Annotated in this window: 11 protein-coding genes; 3 read left to right on the top strand and 8 right to left on the bottom strand. The window is 69.0% G+C overall.

Going from position 1 to position 13,723, the window contains the following annotated elements; translation table 11 throughout:
• Window positions 1–98: 98 nt before the first annotated feature.
• The 3 genes from aceE to lpdA are packed head-to-tail and all read left to right on the top strand — an operon-like array spanning window position 99 to window position 6,013.
• Complete coding sequence (aceE, locus tag SRAA_RS05455; RefSeq protein ID WP_045531362.1) at window positions 99–2,816, top strand: pyruvate dehydrogenase (acetyl-transferring), homodimeric type; 2,718 nt, start codon at window positions 99–101, stop codon at window positions 2,814–2,816.
• A gap of 21 nt (window positions 2,817–2,837) precedes the next feature.
• Window positions 2,838–4,166, top strand: a complete 1,329-nt coding sequence (gene aceF / locus SRAA_RS05440; RefSeq protein WP_082039929.1) for a dihydrolipoyllysine-residue acetyltransferase — start codon at window positions 2,838–2,840, stop codon at window positions 4,164–4,166.
• 11 nt (window positions 4,167–4,177) lie between these two features.
• Window positions 4,178–6,013, top strand: coding sequence for a dihydrolipoyl dehydrogenase (lpdA, locus tag SRAA_RS05435; RefSeq protein ID WP_045531360.1), 1,836 nt, complete (start codon window positions 4,178–4,180; stop codon window positions 6,011–6,013).
• Between the two features lie 78 nt (window positions 6,014–6,091).
• Here lpdA and SRAA_RS05430 read toward each other — a convergent pair whose 3' ends face one another.
• The 8 genes from SRAA_RS05430 to SRAA_RS05395 all read right to left on the bottom strand — a co-directional run bounded on the left by SRAA_RS05430 (window position 6,092) and on the right by SRAA_RS05395 (window position 13,615).
• Window positions 6,092–7,921: a complex I subunit 5 family protein gene (locus tag SRAA_RS05430; protein WP_052467501.1), complete on the bottom strand. Its 1,830-nt coding sequence runs from the start codon at window positions 7,919–7,921 to the stop codon at window positions 6,092–6,094.
• A gap of 94 nt (window positions 7,922–8,015) precedes the next feature.
• Window positions 8,016–9,524 carry a complex I subunit 5 family protein gene (locus SRAA_RS05425; protein WP_029461392.1) on the bottom strand — a complete coding sequence of 503 codons (1,509 nt, stop codon included), beginning with the start codon at window positions 9,522–9,524 and terminating at the stop codon, window positions 8,016–8,018.
• Window positions 9,521–11,005, bottom strand: a complete 1,485-nt coding sequence (locus SRAA_RS05420; protein ID WP_045531359.1) for a complex I subunit 5 family protein — start codon at window positions 11,003–11,005, stop codon at window positions 9,521–9,523. Before SRAA_RS05420 ends, SRAA_RS05425 begins: the two co-directional genes overlap by 4 nt.
• Window positions 10,998–11,378 carry an NADH-quinone oxidoreductase subunit K gene (locus tag SRAA_RS05415; protein ID WP_052467500.1) on the bottom strand — a complete coding sequence of 127 codons (381 nt, stop codon included), beginning with the start codon at window positions 11,376–11,378 and terminating at the stop codon, window positions 10,998–11,000. Before SRAA_RS05415 ends, SRAA_RS05420 begins: the two co-directional genes overlap by 8 nt.
• Entirely contained in the window at window positions 11,375–12,301 is a 927-nt protein-coding gene (locus SRAA_RS05410; RefSeq protein ID WP_045531357.1) for a DUF4040 domain-containing protein, read from the bottom strand. Before SRAA_RS05410 ends, SRAA_RS05415 begins: the two co-directional genes overlap by 4 nt.
• A gap of 52 nt (window positions 12,302–12,353) precedes the next feature.
• Complete coding sequence (locus SRAA_RS05405) at window positions 12,354–12,704, bottom strand: cation:proton antiporter (RefSeq protein ID WP_197538521.1); 351 nt, start codon at window positions 12,702–12,704, stop codon at window positions 12,354–12,356.
• Window positions 12,697–12,981, bottom strand: coding sequence for an MrpF/PhaF family protein (locus SRAA_RS05400; protein ID WP_045475626.1), 285 nt, complete (start codon window positions 12,979–12,981; stop codon window positions 12,697–12,699). The genes SRAA_RS05405 and SRAA_RS05400 overlap by 8 nt, the downstream gene beginning before the upstream one ends.
• 22 nt (window positions 12,982–13,003) lie before the next feature.
• Window positions 13,004–13,615, bottom strand: a complete 612-nt coding sequence (locus tag SRAA_RS05395; RefSeq protein ID WP_171820223.1) for a Na+/H+ antiporter subunit E — start codon at window positions 13,613–13,615, stop codon at window positions 13,004–13,006.
• Window positions 13,616–13,723: the final 108 nt, after the last annotated feature.

Here is a 13,723-nt window from a genome sequence, read left to right as displayed (position 1 = left end):
ACTTCAAACATGGTGGTTAAAACTTGTGCCACCATGAACATGATGGTGCTGCCTAGGCTTGGAGCACACCGCCGCCCCCGACAACCAGGAGACTGCCCATGCCCGATATCCCACTCCCCCAAAGCGTGCTCAGCGCGCCCGACCTCGACGCCCAGGAAACCCGCGAATGGCTTGACGCCTTGGTGGCGGTGATCGAGCGCGAAGGCCCGCAGCGCGCCCACTTCCTGCTCGAGCAACTGCTCGAAGAAGCGCGCGAGCACAGCGTGGACTTGCCGTTTTCGGCCACCACCGGCTACGTCAACACCATCGAGCCGGGCGAAGAGGCCTCCAGCCCCGGCAAGCTGGCGCTGGAGGGGCGGCTGCGCGCCTACATGCGCTGGAACGCGATGGCCATGGTCGTCAAAGCCAACCGGCTCGACCCGGCCGACGGCGGCGACCTCGGTGGCCACATCAGCTCGTTTCAGTCGATGGCGCACATGCTGGCGGCCGGCTTCAACCACTTCTGGCACGCCGACGACACCGACTCCGGCGGCAGCCACGGCGGCGACCTGCTCTACATGCAGGGTCACAGCGCACCCGGCATCTACGCGCGCGCCTACATGGAAGGGCGCATCAGCGAGGAGCAACTGCTCAACTTCCGCCAAGAGGTCGATGGCAAGGGCCTGTCGAGCTACCCGCACCCCAAGCTCATGCCCAGTTTCTGGCAGTTCCCGACCGTGAGCATGGGTCTGGGGCCCTTGATGGCGATCTACCAGGCGCGCTTTCTTAAATACCTGCACGCGCGCGGCATTGCCGACACGGCCCAGCGCAAGGTCTGGGCCTTCTGCGGCGACGGCGAAATGGACGAGCCCGAGAGCCTCGGCGCGATCGGGCTGGCGGCGCGCGAAGGGCTGGACAACCTGATCTTCGTCGTCAACTGCAACCTGCAGCGCCTCGACGGCCCGGTGCGTGGCAACGGCAAGATCATCCAAGAGCTGGAGGGCGAGTTTCGCGGTTCGGGTTGGAACGTGATCAAGCTGCTCTGGGGCCGCCAGTGGGACGAGCTGCTGGCGCGCGACAAAGACGGCGCGCTGCGCAAGATCATGATGGACACGCTCGACGGCGACTACCAGGCCTTCAAGGCCAACGACGGGGCCTTCGTGCGCAAAAACTTCTTTGGCCGTGACCCGCGCACGCTGGAGCTGGTGGCCAAGATGAGCGACGCCGACGTGGCCTCGTTGCGCCGCGGCGGCCACGACGCCTCCAAGGTCTATGCCGCCTTTCACCGCGCCCAGCACCACCAGGGCCAGCCGACGGTGCTGCTGGTCAAGACCGTCAAGGGCTATGGCATGGGCAAGTCTGGCGAGGGCAAGAACACCGCGCACCAGACCAAAAAGCTCAGCGACGAAGACATCCGCGCCTTCCGCGACCGCTTCAACATCCCCATCCCCGACAGCGAGCTGGCCAAAATCCCCTTCTACAAACCGGCCGACGACACGCCCGAGATGCGCTATCTGCACGAGCGCCGCCAGGCGCTGGGTGGCTACCTGCCCAAGCGGCGCGCGCGCAGCAGCGAGCAGTTCACCGTGCCCGCGCTCGAAACCTTCAAGGCGGTGTTGGAGCCGACCGCCGAAGGGCGCGAGATTTCCACCACCCAGGCCTATGTGCGTTTTCTCACGCAACTGCTGCGCGACGCGGCGCTGGGGCCGCGCGTGGTGCCGATTTTGGTCGATGAGGCGCGCACCTTCGGCATGGAGGGGCTGTTTCGCCAGATCGGCATCTACAACCCCAAGGGCCAGCTCTACACCCCGGTGGACAAAGACCAGGTGATGTACTACCGCGAAGACAAGGCCGGCCAGATTTTGCAAGAGGGCATCAACGAAGCCGGCGGCATGGCGAGCTGGATCGCGGCGGCGACTTCCTACAGCACCAACAACCGCATCATGGTGCCGTTCTACATCTACTACTCGATGTTTGGTTTCCAGCGCATCGGCGACTTGGCCTGGGCGGCGGGCGATATGCAGGCGCGCGGCTTTTTGCTCGGCGGCACCAGCGGCCGCACCACGCTCAACGGCGAAGGCTTGCAGCACGAAGACGGCCACAGCCAGTTGCTGGCGGCCACCATCCCCAACTGCATCAGCTACGACCCGAGCTTTGCGCACGAGGTGGCGGTGATTTTGCAGCACGGCCTCAAGCGCATGGTCGAGCAGCAGGAGAACGTGTTTTATTACCTCACGCTGCTGAACGAAAACTACCCCATGCCGGGCCTCACCGCCGGCACCGAGGTGCAAATCCTCAAGGGCATGTATTTGTGCCAAGAGGGGCCCAAGCTCACGCCCAGGGTGCAGTTGCTGGGCAGCGGCGCGATTTTGCGCGAGAGCCTGCAGGCGCAGCGCCTGCTGGAGCAAGACTGGGGCGTGGCGGCCAACGTTTGGAGCTGCCCGAGCTTCAACGAGCTGGCGCGCGAGGGCCAAGACTGCGAGCGCTGGAACCTGCTGCACCCCACGGATGCGCCGCGCCAGGCTTTCGTGACGCAACAACTCAGCCCCCACACCGGGCCGGTGGTGGCCTCCACCGACTACATGAAAGCCTTTGCCGAGCAGATTCGGGCCTTCATCCCCAAAGGGCGCAGCTACAAGGTGCTGGGCACCGACGGCTTTGGCCGCAGCGATTTCCGCAGCAAGCTGCGCCAGCACTTCGAGGTCAACCGGCACTACATCGTGCTGGCTGCGCTCAAGGCCTTGGCCGAGGAGGGCACGCTGCCCGTCGCCAAAGTGGCCGAAGCGATTGCCAAGTACGGCATCGACACCGACAAGATCAACCCCCTGTACGCCTGAGGCGAGCGAAAGGCCCCCATCATGGCAGTGATCGAAGTAACAGTCCCCGACATCGGCGACTTCAAAGACGTGGCAGTGATCGAGCTGCTGGTCAAAGTGGGCGACCGCGTGGCGCCAGAGCAGTCGCTCATCACGGTCGAGAGCGACAAGGCCTCGATGGAGATTCCGTGCTCGCACGCCGGCGTGGTGCGCGCGCTCAAGGTGGCCTTGGGCGACAAGGTGAACATCGGCACGGTGCTGTTGGACTTGGAGGTGGAGGGCGCTGTGGCCCCGGCCCCGGCCCCGGCCCCGGCCCCGGTAGCGACCCCGGTGGCCCCGGCGGCAGCGCCTGCGGTGGCACCGGCTGCCGCTGTGGCAGGCTTGCCGCACAGCGCGGCACCGGCACCGGTCCTGGGTGCCCCCGACCTGCCGCACGCCAGCCCCTCGGTGCGCAAGTTTGCGCGCGAGCTCGGGGTGCCGCTGGCCGAAGTGAGCGGCAGCGGCCTCAAGGGGCGCATCACCTTGGCCGACGTGCAAGCCTACAGCCGCGCCGTGATGGCCGGCCAGCAGCAAACCCAAGCGGCCCGGGCCGCACTGGCCGCCGCGGGCGCTGGGTCTGGTAGCGGGGCCGGCAGCGAACTCGGCCTGATCCCTTGGCCCAAGGTGGACTTCGCCAAATTCGGCCCGATCGAGCGCAAGGAGCTGGGGCGCATCAAGAAAATCAGCGCCGCCAACCTGTTGCGCAACGCAGTCATGATCCCGGCCGTCACCAACCACGACGACGCCGACATCACCGAACTGGAAGCGCTGCGGCTGCGGCTGAACCAGGAAAACGAGAAATCCGGCGTCAAAGTCACCATGCTGGCCTTCCTGATCAAGGCCTGCGTGGCGGCGCTGAAAAAATTCCCCGACTTCAACAGCAGCCTCGACGGCGATGCGCTGATCGTCAAAAACTACTGGCACATCGGCTTTGCCGCCGACACCCCCAGCGGCCTGATGGTGCCGGTGCTGAAAAACGCCGACCAAAAAGGCGTGCTGCAAATCAGCCAGGAAATGAGCGAGCTGGCCAAAAAAGCCCGTGATGGCAAGCTCAGCCCGACCGAGATGAGCGGTGCCACCTTCACCATCTCCAGCCTGGGCGGCATCGGCGGGCGCTACTTCACGCCCATCATCAACGCGCCCGAAGTGGCCATTTTGGGCGTCTGCAAGAGCCAGATGAGTCCGGTCTGGAACGGTCAGGCCTTCGAGCCGCGCCTGCTGCTGCCCCTGAGCCTGACGTGGGACCACCGCGTGATCGACGGCGCGGCGGCGGCGCGCTTCAACGCCTACCTGGGCCAAATCCTGGCCGATTTTCGCCGCGTGCTGCTGTAAGGAGCCCCAACATGGCAATCATGGATATCAAGGTGCCCGACATTGGCGACTTCGACGAGGTGGCGGTGATCGAGCTGCTGGTGAAACCGGGGGATGCGGTCCGGGCCGAGCAAAGCCTGATCACGGTCGAGTCCGACAAGGCTTCGATGGAGATCCCTTCCTCGCACGCCGGCGTGGTCAAAGCGCTCAAGGTCAAGCTGGGGGACAAGGTGAAGCAAGGCTCGGTGCTGCTGGCGTTGGAGGTCGAGGGCGAGGCGGCAACAGCCCCAGCGGCTCCTGCCGCTGCCGCTGCCACAGTGGTTTCTCCTGCAGCCCCGGCTCCTGCCCCCACCCAGGCCACTCATGCCCCTGTGGCGTCCCCACAAGCGGCCAGCACCCCGTTCGACTTCGACCTGCTGGTGCTGGGCTCGGGCCCGGGTGGTTACTCGGCTGCCTTTCGCGCTGCCGATCTGGGCCTGAAAGTCGTGCTGGTCGAGCGCTACGCCGAACTGGGTGGCGTGTGCCTGAACGTGGGCTGCATCCCCTCCAAGGCCTTGCTGCACGTGGCGGCGGTGCTGGAAGAGGCCAGCCACTTGGGCGCGCTGGGGGTCGAGTTCGGCCCGCCCACGCTCGATTTAGGCAAGCTGCGCACGCACAAAACCAAGGTGATCGGCAAGCTCACCGGCGGCTTGGCGGCCATGGCAAAAATGCGCAAGGTCACGGTGCTGCGCGGCTACGGTGCCTTCGTCGGCCCGCACCAGGTGCAAGTCGAAGCCACGCACGGCAGCGGCCAGGAGCAGACCGGCAGCAAGCAGATCGTGTCCTTCAAGGCCTGCATCATCGCCGTGGGCTCGCAGGCGGTGCGCCTGCCCTTTATGCCCGACGACCCGCGCGTGGTCGACTCCACTGGCGCGCTGGCGCTGCCGGGCGTGCCCAAGAACATGCTGATCATCGGCGGCGGCATCATCGGGCTGGAGATGGGCACGGTGTATTCAGCCTTGGGCGCAAGGCTGGACGTGGTCGAGATGCAAGACGGCCTGATGCCGGGGGCCGACCGCGATCTGGTCAAGGTCTGGGAAAAGATGAACAAGGGCCGCTTCGACCGCATCTTGCTGAAAACCAAAACCGTGGCGGCCACGGCCACGGCCGAGGGCATTCGGGTGCAGTTCGAGGGCTTGGATGGCAGCACCAGCGAAGGCCGTTACGACCTGGTGCTGCAAGCCGTGGGCCGCACGCCCAACGGCCACAAGATTGCTGCCGAGCAGGCCGGCGTGGCCGTGAGCGAGCGCGGCTTCATCGGCGTCGATGCCCAGATGCGCAGCAACGTGCCGCACATTTTTGCCATTGGCGACGTGGTCGGCCAGCCCATGCTGGCGCACAAGGCGGTGCACGAGGCGCACGTGGCGGCCGAAGTGGTGGCGGGCGAGCTGCTGGGCCGCCCCGAGCTGGCCGCGGCCGCGTTCGACGCCCGCGTGATCCCCAGCGTGGCCTACACCGACCCCGAACTGGCTTGGGTGGGCCTGACCGAAGAGCAGGCCAAGGCGCAAGGGATAGCGGTGCGCAAGGGCCTGTTTCCGTGGAGCGCCAGTGGGCGCGCGCTGGCCAATGGCTGCGAGCAGGGCTTTACCAAGCTGCTGTTCGACGACCGCCCCGAAGCCGGCGGCCACGGCCGCATTCTGGGTGGCGGCATCGTGGGCCGCCACGCCGGCGACCTGATCGGCGAAGTCGCGCTGGCGATCGAAATGGGGGCCGACGCGGTGGATATCGGCAAAACCATCCACCCGCACCCGACCTTGGGCGAATCGATCGGACTGGCGGCCGAGGCCGCGCACGGCTCCTGCACCGATCTGCCGCCGCAGCGCGGCTAGGGGGGCGCCGATACGACACCGGCGTCGTTATGCCGATGCGGATGGAAGTTGGAGTCCGGTCACTCAGCAGTTGCTCGATCAGCCAATCAAGAAGGCGCTGAGCAACAGCAAGGCCAGCAGCGCGATGCCGGCCACGGGCAGGCGGCGCAGCTGGCGCTCCTCCAGCCACAGGGTGCGCGGCCAGCGGTGCGCGGGGCTCGTGCTGGCTCCGCGGTATTGGTCCAGCCGCACCGAGAGCGCCAGCAGGGCAAACCAGAAGCGCTGCAACGGCGCTTCGATCAGGTCCAGCAGGTCGCCGGGGCTGATCTGGGGCAGGGCGCGCCAGGGGTGATGCAGCGCGGCGGTGGCCAGCGCAACACCCAGCAGCAGCGCCAACAGCGCCAACGCCAGACTGGTGAGCGTGGGGGTTGCCGTGGGCAGCAGGGGCAGCGGCGTGACCCATCCCAGCCACGCCAGCAGACCCGGCACAGCCAAGGCGAGCGAGGCCAGCAGCAGCGCCAGCCAAGGGGTGCGCAGGCTGGGGGTAGGATGCTCAAGGGTGGCGTGCTCGGGGGGGATCGCCGTTGCCTGGGCTTGGTCTTGCGCGGCCGCTGGCTGGGCCTGCAACCACAGCAGGCGCGCCATCAGCAGCGTGGTGCCAAACGCGGCCACGGGCAACAGCCAGGCCAAGGCCTCGGGCCAGGGCGCGGGCAGGCCAGAGAGGGCCTGCTTGAGCCCGTCTTTGGCCCAAAAGCCGCTGCTCAGCGGTACACCGGCCAAAGCCAGCGCGGGCAGGGCTTGGGCTGCTAGGGCCCAGCGCCGCGCCGTGCCCGTGGCTTGCGCCAGCACCGCCACGCCCAAGAACAAGGTGCCCTTGGCCAGCCCGTGGTGCAAGGCGTAGAGGGTGAGCGCCAGCGCCAGCGCCGGCCAGGCGCTGGGGTGCAGCAGCGCCGCGCCGATGCCCAGCGTCAGCAAGCCCATCTGGCTGATGCTGGAGTAGGCCAGCAGCACCTTGGGCTGGCGCTGGGTGAGCCCGATCGCCACCGCCACCAGCGCCGCCAGCAGCCCCAGCCCCAGCGCCGCCGCGCCCAGCAGCGGCCAGGGTTCTGCGCCCAGCGGCAAAAAACGCATCCAGCCCAGCAGCCCGGCCTTGATCATCACACCCGAGAGCACGGCGCTGGCCGGCGTCGGGGCCACCGGGTGCGCCAGCGGCAGCCACAGGTGTAGTCCCAGCACCCCGGCCTTGACGCCAAACCCCAAAAAAATCAGCACCGTGGCCAGGTTCGCGTGTGCCCCGCCGTTGGCCGCCAGCGGCAGCGCGATGGAGTCGGTGCCGGCCACGCGCAGCAGCAAGCCCGACAGCAGCAGCGCCTCGCCCAACACCGCCATGATCAGATAGATGCGGCCAGCGCGCCAGGCTTCGGCGCTGCGGGCGTGCACGATCAGGCCGTAGGCGGCAAAGCTCATCAGGGCAAAGCCGGCGTAGAAGCCGATGGCGTCCTGCGCCACGATCAGCCACAGGTTGCCGCTCAGCGCCGCCAGCCAAAAACCCCATAGGGCGTGGCGCCGCGCGTCGTGGCGGTGATAAATGTGCGCGGCCCAGCCAGCCAGGGTCCAGAGCAGCCCGGCCAGCAGCAGAAACACGCTGCCCGTGGCATCGAGCCCGAAGCGCAGGCCCAGCAGCAGATGCGGCCACTCCAGCGTGGGCGGCGCTGCGGCCGTTTGGAGGTTTAAGGAGGCTGCCGCAGGGCTCATCAGGGCAGCACCCAGCACCGCATAAAGGGCCAGCAGCAGCGCCGGCACAGCCGCCCAAGGGGCCAGCGCGGCAGCCCAGGCGCGGCTGCGCCGCCACAGCAGCAGCGCCAAGAGCAGCAAGGGCCACAGCGCCAGCAGCGGCAGCAGGGTTTCCATGTTGGGCAGATGCGTCATGAGGCGTGGCCCTGCCGCGGCGCACGGCCGCCCGAAGCTGTGGCAGCGCCCCCTCGGGGGGCAGCGAGCGCAGTGAGCGTGGGGGTTGGATTCCTCACGGCAGGTACTCGGTTGCAGTGATGAACTTGACCCAGTCCAGCGGGCTCATCGGCAGCCCAGCGGCCAGCCCGGCCAGCAGCGCCAGCGCGGCGGCGCAGAGCGTGGGCAGCAGCAGCAAGGGGGCGGCGTCCCCCGTGCGCGGCGGCTCGTCGGGCGCCTCGTGCGGCCAGTGCGCCGGTGCAGGCTCGAACCAGGCCAGGCGCAGAATCGGCAAAAAGTAGGCCGCGTTGAGCAGGCTGGAAAACAGCAGCACCGCCAGCACCCAGCCTAGGCCCGACTCGATCGCCCCCAGCCCCAGATACCACTTGCTGACAAAGCCCGCCACCGGCGGCACTCCGATCATCCCCAGCGCCCCAATGCTGAAAGCGGCCGTGGTCCAGGGCATGCGCCGACCGATGCCGGCCATTTGGCTGACGCGGTGCACGCCCAGCGTCTGGGCGTAGTTGCCGGCGCAGAAAAACAGCGTGATCTTCATGATGCCCTGATGCACCAAATGCACCAGTCCGCCGATGGTGCCGGCCGGGCCAAACAGCGCCACCCCGAGCGCGATGTACGAAACCTGGCTCACGGTCGAGTAGGCCAGGCGGCGCTTGAGGTCGTCTTGCGTGAGGGCGCGCAGCGAGCCAAAAATGATCGTGATCGAAGCCACCACGGCCAGCGGCAGCAGCACGCCCAAGCTGTGCGCAAACTCGATGCCAAACACCTCGTAGACCACGCGCACGATGCCAAAAGCCCCGGCCTTGACCACCGCCACCGCGTGCAGCAGCGCCGACACCGGGGCCGGGGCCACCATGGCTTGCGGCAGCCAGCCGTGCAGCGGGGCCAGCGCCGCCTTCACGCCTAAGCCAGCCATGAACAGGGCAAAAATCCCCACCAGCATCCAGGCCTCGGGGGTGGCGTGGGCATCCAGCGCCGCCAAGGCACCCCCGGCTTGGAATTCCACCGGCCCCACCAGCGCCTGCAACCAAACGATGGCCGCCAGCAGCACCACGCCGCCGCCCAGGGTGTAGGCCAGGTAGCGCGCCCCGGCTTGCAGCACCTGCGGGGTGCCGCGGTGCACCACCAGTGGGTAGGTGGCCAGCGTGAGCAGCTCGTAGAACAAAAAGAAGGTGAGCAGGTTGCCCGACAGCGCAATGCCCACGGTGGCGGTCACGCACAGGCTGAAAAAACCAAAAAAGCGGCTGCGGTTGGGTGAGTCTTCCAGGTAGCCGATGGCATAGACGGTGGTCAGCAGCCACAGCACCGCCGACAGGGTGACGAACAGCAGCCCGAGCGGGTCGGCGCGCAGCAGCAGCTCGTGGCCGGGCAAAAAGGGCAGCCGCAGCTCGTAGCTGATGCCCTGCTGCGTGCCCCACAGCATGGCGCCCACGCAAGCCAGCTTGAGCACGGCGGCGCCCAGGTTGAGCGCACTGCGCCAGCCCACGCTGCGCTCGGGCAGAAAAAAGATGACCAAGCCGGCCAGCAGCGAACTGGCCAGAGTCAGGGGCAGCAGCCAGTCGTTCATGCGCCGCTCCCGGGCCAGAGCAGGGTCTCGGCGGCCAGCCAGTCGCTCAGGGCGGCGGCGCCGAAGCCGCCCAAGGCCGCCAGCAGCGCCAGCGCCAGTGCGCACAGCGAGAGCTGCCGCGGCAGCGGCGCGCGCGCCTCGAAGGCCTCGGAAGTGGGCAAAAAGGCCAGCCGCAACATCCTAAACACGTAGGCCGCGGTGAGCAGGGTGCCGCCCAGCAGCCACAGCAGCCAGGGCCATTGGTCGGCCAGCAGGGCGGCTTGCATCATCTGCCACTTGGCGGCAAAGCCTAGGCTGGGTGGCAGCCCGATCAGGCTCACGCCGGCCAGCGTGAGCGCGGCAAAGGCCAGCGGCTCGCGCGCCACGGCGCCGCGCAGGCTGACCAGGTCGTCGCGCCCGGCCGAGAGCACCAGCACCCCGGCGGCCAAAAACAGGGCGGCCTTGGCCAGCGCGTGCGCCAGCAGGTGCAACAGCGTGGCCTCCAGCGCCAGCGCTGCCCCCAAGCCGCCCGGCAGCAGCCAGGCAAAGGGCAGGAACAGGTAGCCCACTTGGGAGACGCTGGAGTAGGCGATCAGCATCTTGATCTTGCGCTGCGTCAAAGCCAGCACCCCGCCCCAGATGCTGGCCAGCATGCCCAACAGCGCCAGCAGCAGACCGAGCGCGGCCAGGTCCAGCGCCGGGGCAAACTCCAGCCACAGGCGCAGCAAAATCAGCAGCGAGACCTTGAGCACCAGCGCCGACAGCAGCGCGCTCACCGGCGTGACGGCGTTGCCGTGCGCCGCCGGCAGCCAAAAGTGCAGCGGCGCCAGCGCGGTTTTGAGCGCCAGCGCCACCAAGGCCAGCGCCAAAGCCAGCTTGGCGTACCACGGGGCGGTGCCCACAGCGGCCAGGTGCGCCCCGATCGAATCCAGCGCCAGACTGCCCGTGGCCGCGTACAGCAGCACCACGGCGAGCAAAAACAGGTTGGAAGCCAGCAGGGCGGCCAGCAGGTAGCGCAGCGCCGCCGCCAACGCCGTGCTCTGGCCGGTGAGGGCGGTCAGGCCCACGGCGGCCAGCCCCACCAGCTCAAGAGCCACGTAGAGGTTGAACAAATCGGCCGACAGATACCCGGCGTTCAGGCCCGCCCACAGCATCCAGGCCAGCGGCCAGAAGCGCTGCGCGGTTTCGGAGCCGGGTGCAAAATAGGCTTGCGCGTACAGCAGCACCGCGGCATAGACGAGCAGCGTGAGCAGCAACATGGCTTGGGCCAGCCGGTCCGCCACCAACTCGATCCCCAAGGGCGCAGCCCAACCGCCGAGCGCGGCGCGCAGCGGCTCCGGGCTGGCCAGCGTGGCGGCGAACACGGCGGCGATCAGGCCCGCCAGCACCAAGGTGCCCAGCCCTTGCAGCGCCGCGCTGGCGCGCTCGGGCAGCGCATACACACCCAGCCCCACGGCCAGCGGCCACAACACCAGCAGCGGCAGCAGCAGCGCCTCAGTCATCGCGCGCAGCGGCCCGGTCTTCGGGCAGTTCGGTCTGGCCGCTGAGCTGGTAGTAGCGCCGCGCCAGCCGCACGCCCAGCGCCGTGGCGGCAATGGCGATCACGATCCCGGTCAGGATCAGCGCCTGCGCCACCGGGTCGGCTACGCCGTCGGGGCCGCTCGGGCGCAGCGCCAGCAGCAGTAGAAAGATGCCGCTGCCCATGATGTTGAAGGCCAGCAGTTTGCGCAGGATCGAGGTCGGCAGCAGCATCCCGAGCAAGCCCATCAGGACCAGCGCGCTGCCGGCCAGCAACCAGATCGACAGCCCACTCAAAAGCTGGCCCGACACCATGCCCCACCAGTCGCTCAAACCAGCGCCCCAAAACCCGCTCATGCTGGTTTGCTCCCGCCAAACAGCGCCACCAGCGTGGCGGCGATCGAGAGCATCAGCGCGGCCTCGATGGCCAGCACCAGCGGCTTGACCCACCCGGTGGGGTAGCCCAGCGCCGCCCCGGCCAGCGCCCCGGCACCGAGGCCGATCAGAATGAAGACGGCCAAGCCCAGCGCCAGCACCGGCGGCCGCGTTAGGTGCGACTGCGGATCCAGCGGCAGCCCGGCAAAGCGCGCCAGCAGCACCGCCCCGGCCAGCACTGCCCCGGCCTGGAAGGCGCCGCCGCTGCGGCTGGCCCCGGCCCACAACAGATACACCGCCACCAGCAGCGCCAGCGGCACCGTGATTGCGGCCACCCGCGCCAGCACCGGGTCGTGCGGCAACGGGCGGTGGGCCGGGGCCGGGGCCGCCTGCACCGCCAGCGCCGCCACCAGCAACACGGCAATTTCGAGCAAGGTGTCGTAGGCGCGAAAGGCCAGCAGCACCGCCGTCACCGGGTGTGCGATTTCGGATTCGGGCAGGCTGCGCGCCACCGCTGCGGTGGCGGCACCGGCCAGCGGCTCGATGGCTAAAACGGCCAGCAGCAGCACGGCGGCGCAGGCCAGCGCCAGCGCGCCCAGCGTCCAACGCGGACGCGCCTGCCGTGGTCGCGGCCAAGGCAGGCGCGGCCCGGCGGCGCGCGCGCTGCCGATGCGGCGCGACTCGAACTCGCTGGCCGCCAGCAGCAGCAGCGCCCCGGCCACCCCGGCCCCGATGGCCGCTTCGGCCAGTGCCACATCGGGCGCACCCAGCCGCACCCAGACCAGCGCCAGCAGCAGGCCAAAGGCGATGAACAGCACGCTGCCGATCTGCACCGAGCGCGCCAGCAGGGCCGCACCCGCCAGCAGCAGCAGGGCCAGCGCCAGCACCAAGTCGGCGGCGTTCATGGGGCGGCTCCGGGTGCGCGGGCTGCGTTCCAGGCGGGGCGATGGACGGACCTCAAGGCGGGCCTCCGCGAGCTTGATGCCCAGATGGGTGTCCTTGCAGGCCGTCGTGGACGTTGCCCGGCGCGCCGTGCGACTCCAGCAGGTAGCGGCGCGCAATCAGGTAGCCCGAGGTGGCGCTGGCGGCCAGTGCCAGCAGCCAAATCAGCCCGATCTGGGCCGCCGCCGCCCACGACTCGGCATGCAGCAGCAGCGCCAGTGCGGCCAGCCCAAGCCCGAGGTTGTCGGCCTTGCTCAGGGCGTGGATGCGGCTCAAGGTATCGGGCAGGCGCAGCAGGCCCAGCGTGCCGGCGCTAAAAAACAGCGCCGCCAGCGCCAGCAGCAGCCAGGTCAGGGCCTCAAGCACGGTGCTGCTCCGGGCGCAGCCGCGCATAGGCCACGGCGGCCAGTAAACCGAGCAGGGCAAACACCAGCGCCACGTCGCGCAGCGAAGGCCAGCCTTGCAGCGCCGCCAGCGTGAGCAACAGCGCCACGCCGGTGCTGCCCAGCAGTTGCGCCGCCAACAGGCGGTCGGTCAGGCCGGGGCCGCGCAGCACGCGCAGCAGCCCGAGCGCCAGATTGAGCACCAGCAGCAGGGCGAACAGGCTCAGGGCGAGCGGCAGGGTGGGGGGCAGGGTTTCCATGGCGGTGGCGGGCCTTAAAAAGTCAGGGCTGGCGCGGTGGCGCGGGTGCCGCTGCGGGCGGGGGCGCTTGGGGGCAAGCAGGGGCGAACTTGGGCGCTGATGCGGATCCAGATGCGGGCGCAGTTGAGGTGGCGGATGAGGTGGCGGATGAGGGCGAGGATGCGTACAAGGCTGCGATCAACCCCTCCAGGCGCCGCACCTCGGCCTCGATGGGCAAACGGGTATCGAGCGCATGCAGCGTCAGGCGGCCGCCTTCGAGCCGTGCCGCCAGGGTGCCCGGCATCAGGCTCACCAGCAGCGCCAGCAGCACCTGCTGACCCTCGGTGGGCAGGCGCAGCGCCAGCTCCAGCAGGCCCGGCTGCAGCGGCATGCGCGGGCTGCAGACGCGCCGCGTCACGTCCAGCGCGCCCAGCAGCGACTGCACGACGAACACCCCCAGCAGGCGCGGCAGGGCACGCCAGCGCAGCCGGGGGGTGGGGGGCGTGGCAGGGGCGGTGGTGCAGCGCTGCCGCGCCCACAAGGCCAGCGCCACGGCCAGCGCGCCCAGCACCCAGCCATCGGCCTGCGGCCAGCCCCCGGGCTGGCGCAACAGCAGCAGCCAGACCAGCCCCAAGGCCAGGGTGGGCAGGGCCAAGCTGCGCACACCTAGGCGCAAACGCTCAAGCAAAGCCAACGCGACACCTCGCTCGTGAATGCGGGCGCGCCCCAGTGGCACGCCTGCGCTTCATTGTAGAGGGGGCAG

Source organism: Serpentinimonas raichei, assembly GCF_000828895.1.
GTDB lineage: Bacteria > Pseudomonadota > Gammaproteobacteria > Burkholderiales > Burkholderiaceae_C > Serpentinimonas > Serpentinimonas raichei.
The sequence above is the reverse complement of the archived record's forward strand: the minus strand, read 5'-3'. Positions and strand labels throughout refer to the sequence as shown.

What these genes read in the sequence shown, in the direction of transcription:
- aceF (WP_082039929.1), top strand. Translation starts at nt 2,838, where the DNA reads ATGGCAGTGATCGAAGTAACAGTCCCCGACATCGGCGACTTCAAAGAC.
- SRAA_RS05410 (WP_045531357.1), bottom strand. Translation starts at nt 12,301, where the DNA reads ATGAACGCCGCCGACTTGGTGCTGGCGCTGGCCCTGCTGCTGCTGGCG.
- SRAA_RS05420 (WP_045531359.1), bottom strand. Translation starts at nt 11,005, where the DNA reads ATGACTGAGGCGCTGCTGCTGCCGCTGCTGGTGTTGTGGCCGCTGGCC.
- lpdA (WP_045531360.1), top strand. Translation starts at nt 4,178, where the DNA reads ATGGCAATCATGGATATCAAGGTGCCCGACATTGGCGACTTCGACGAG.
- SRAA_RS05425 (WP_029461392.1), bottom strand. Translation starts at nt 9,524, where the DNA reads ATGAACGACTGGCTGCTGCCCCTGACTCTGGCCAGTTCGCTGCTGGCC.
- SRAA_RS05430 (WP_052467501.1), bottom strand. Translation starts at nt 7,921, where the DNA reads ATGACGCATCTGCCCAACATGGAAACCCTGCTGCCGCTGCTGGCGCTG.
- aceE (WP_045531362.1), top strand. Translation starts at nt 99, where the DNA reads ATGCCCGATATCCCACTCCCCCAAAGCGTGCTCAGCGCGCCCGACCTC.
- SRAA_RS05415 (WP_052467500.1), bottom strand. Translation starts at nt 11,378, where the DNA reads ATGAGCGGGTTTTGGGGCGCTGGTTTGAGCGACTGGTGGGGCATGGTG.
- SRAA_RS05400 (WP_045475626.1), bottom strand. Translation starts at nt 12,981, where the DNA reads ATGGAAACCCTGCCCCCCACCCTGCCGCTCGCCCTGAGCCTGTTCGCC.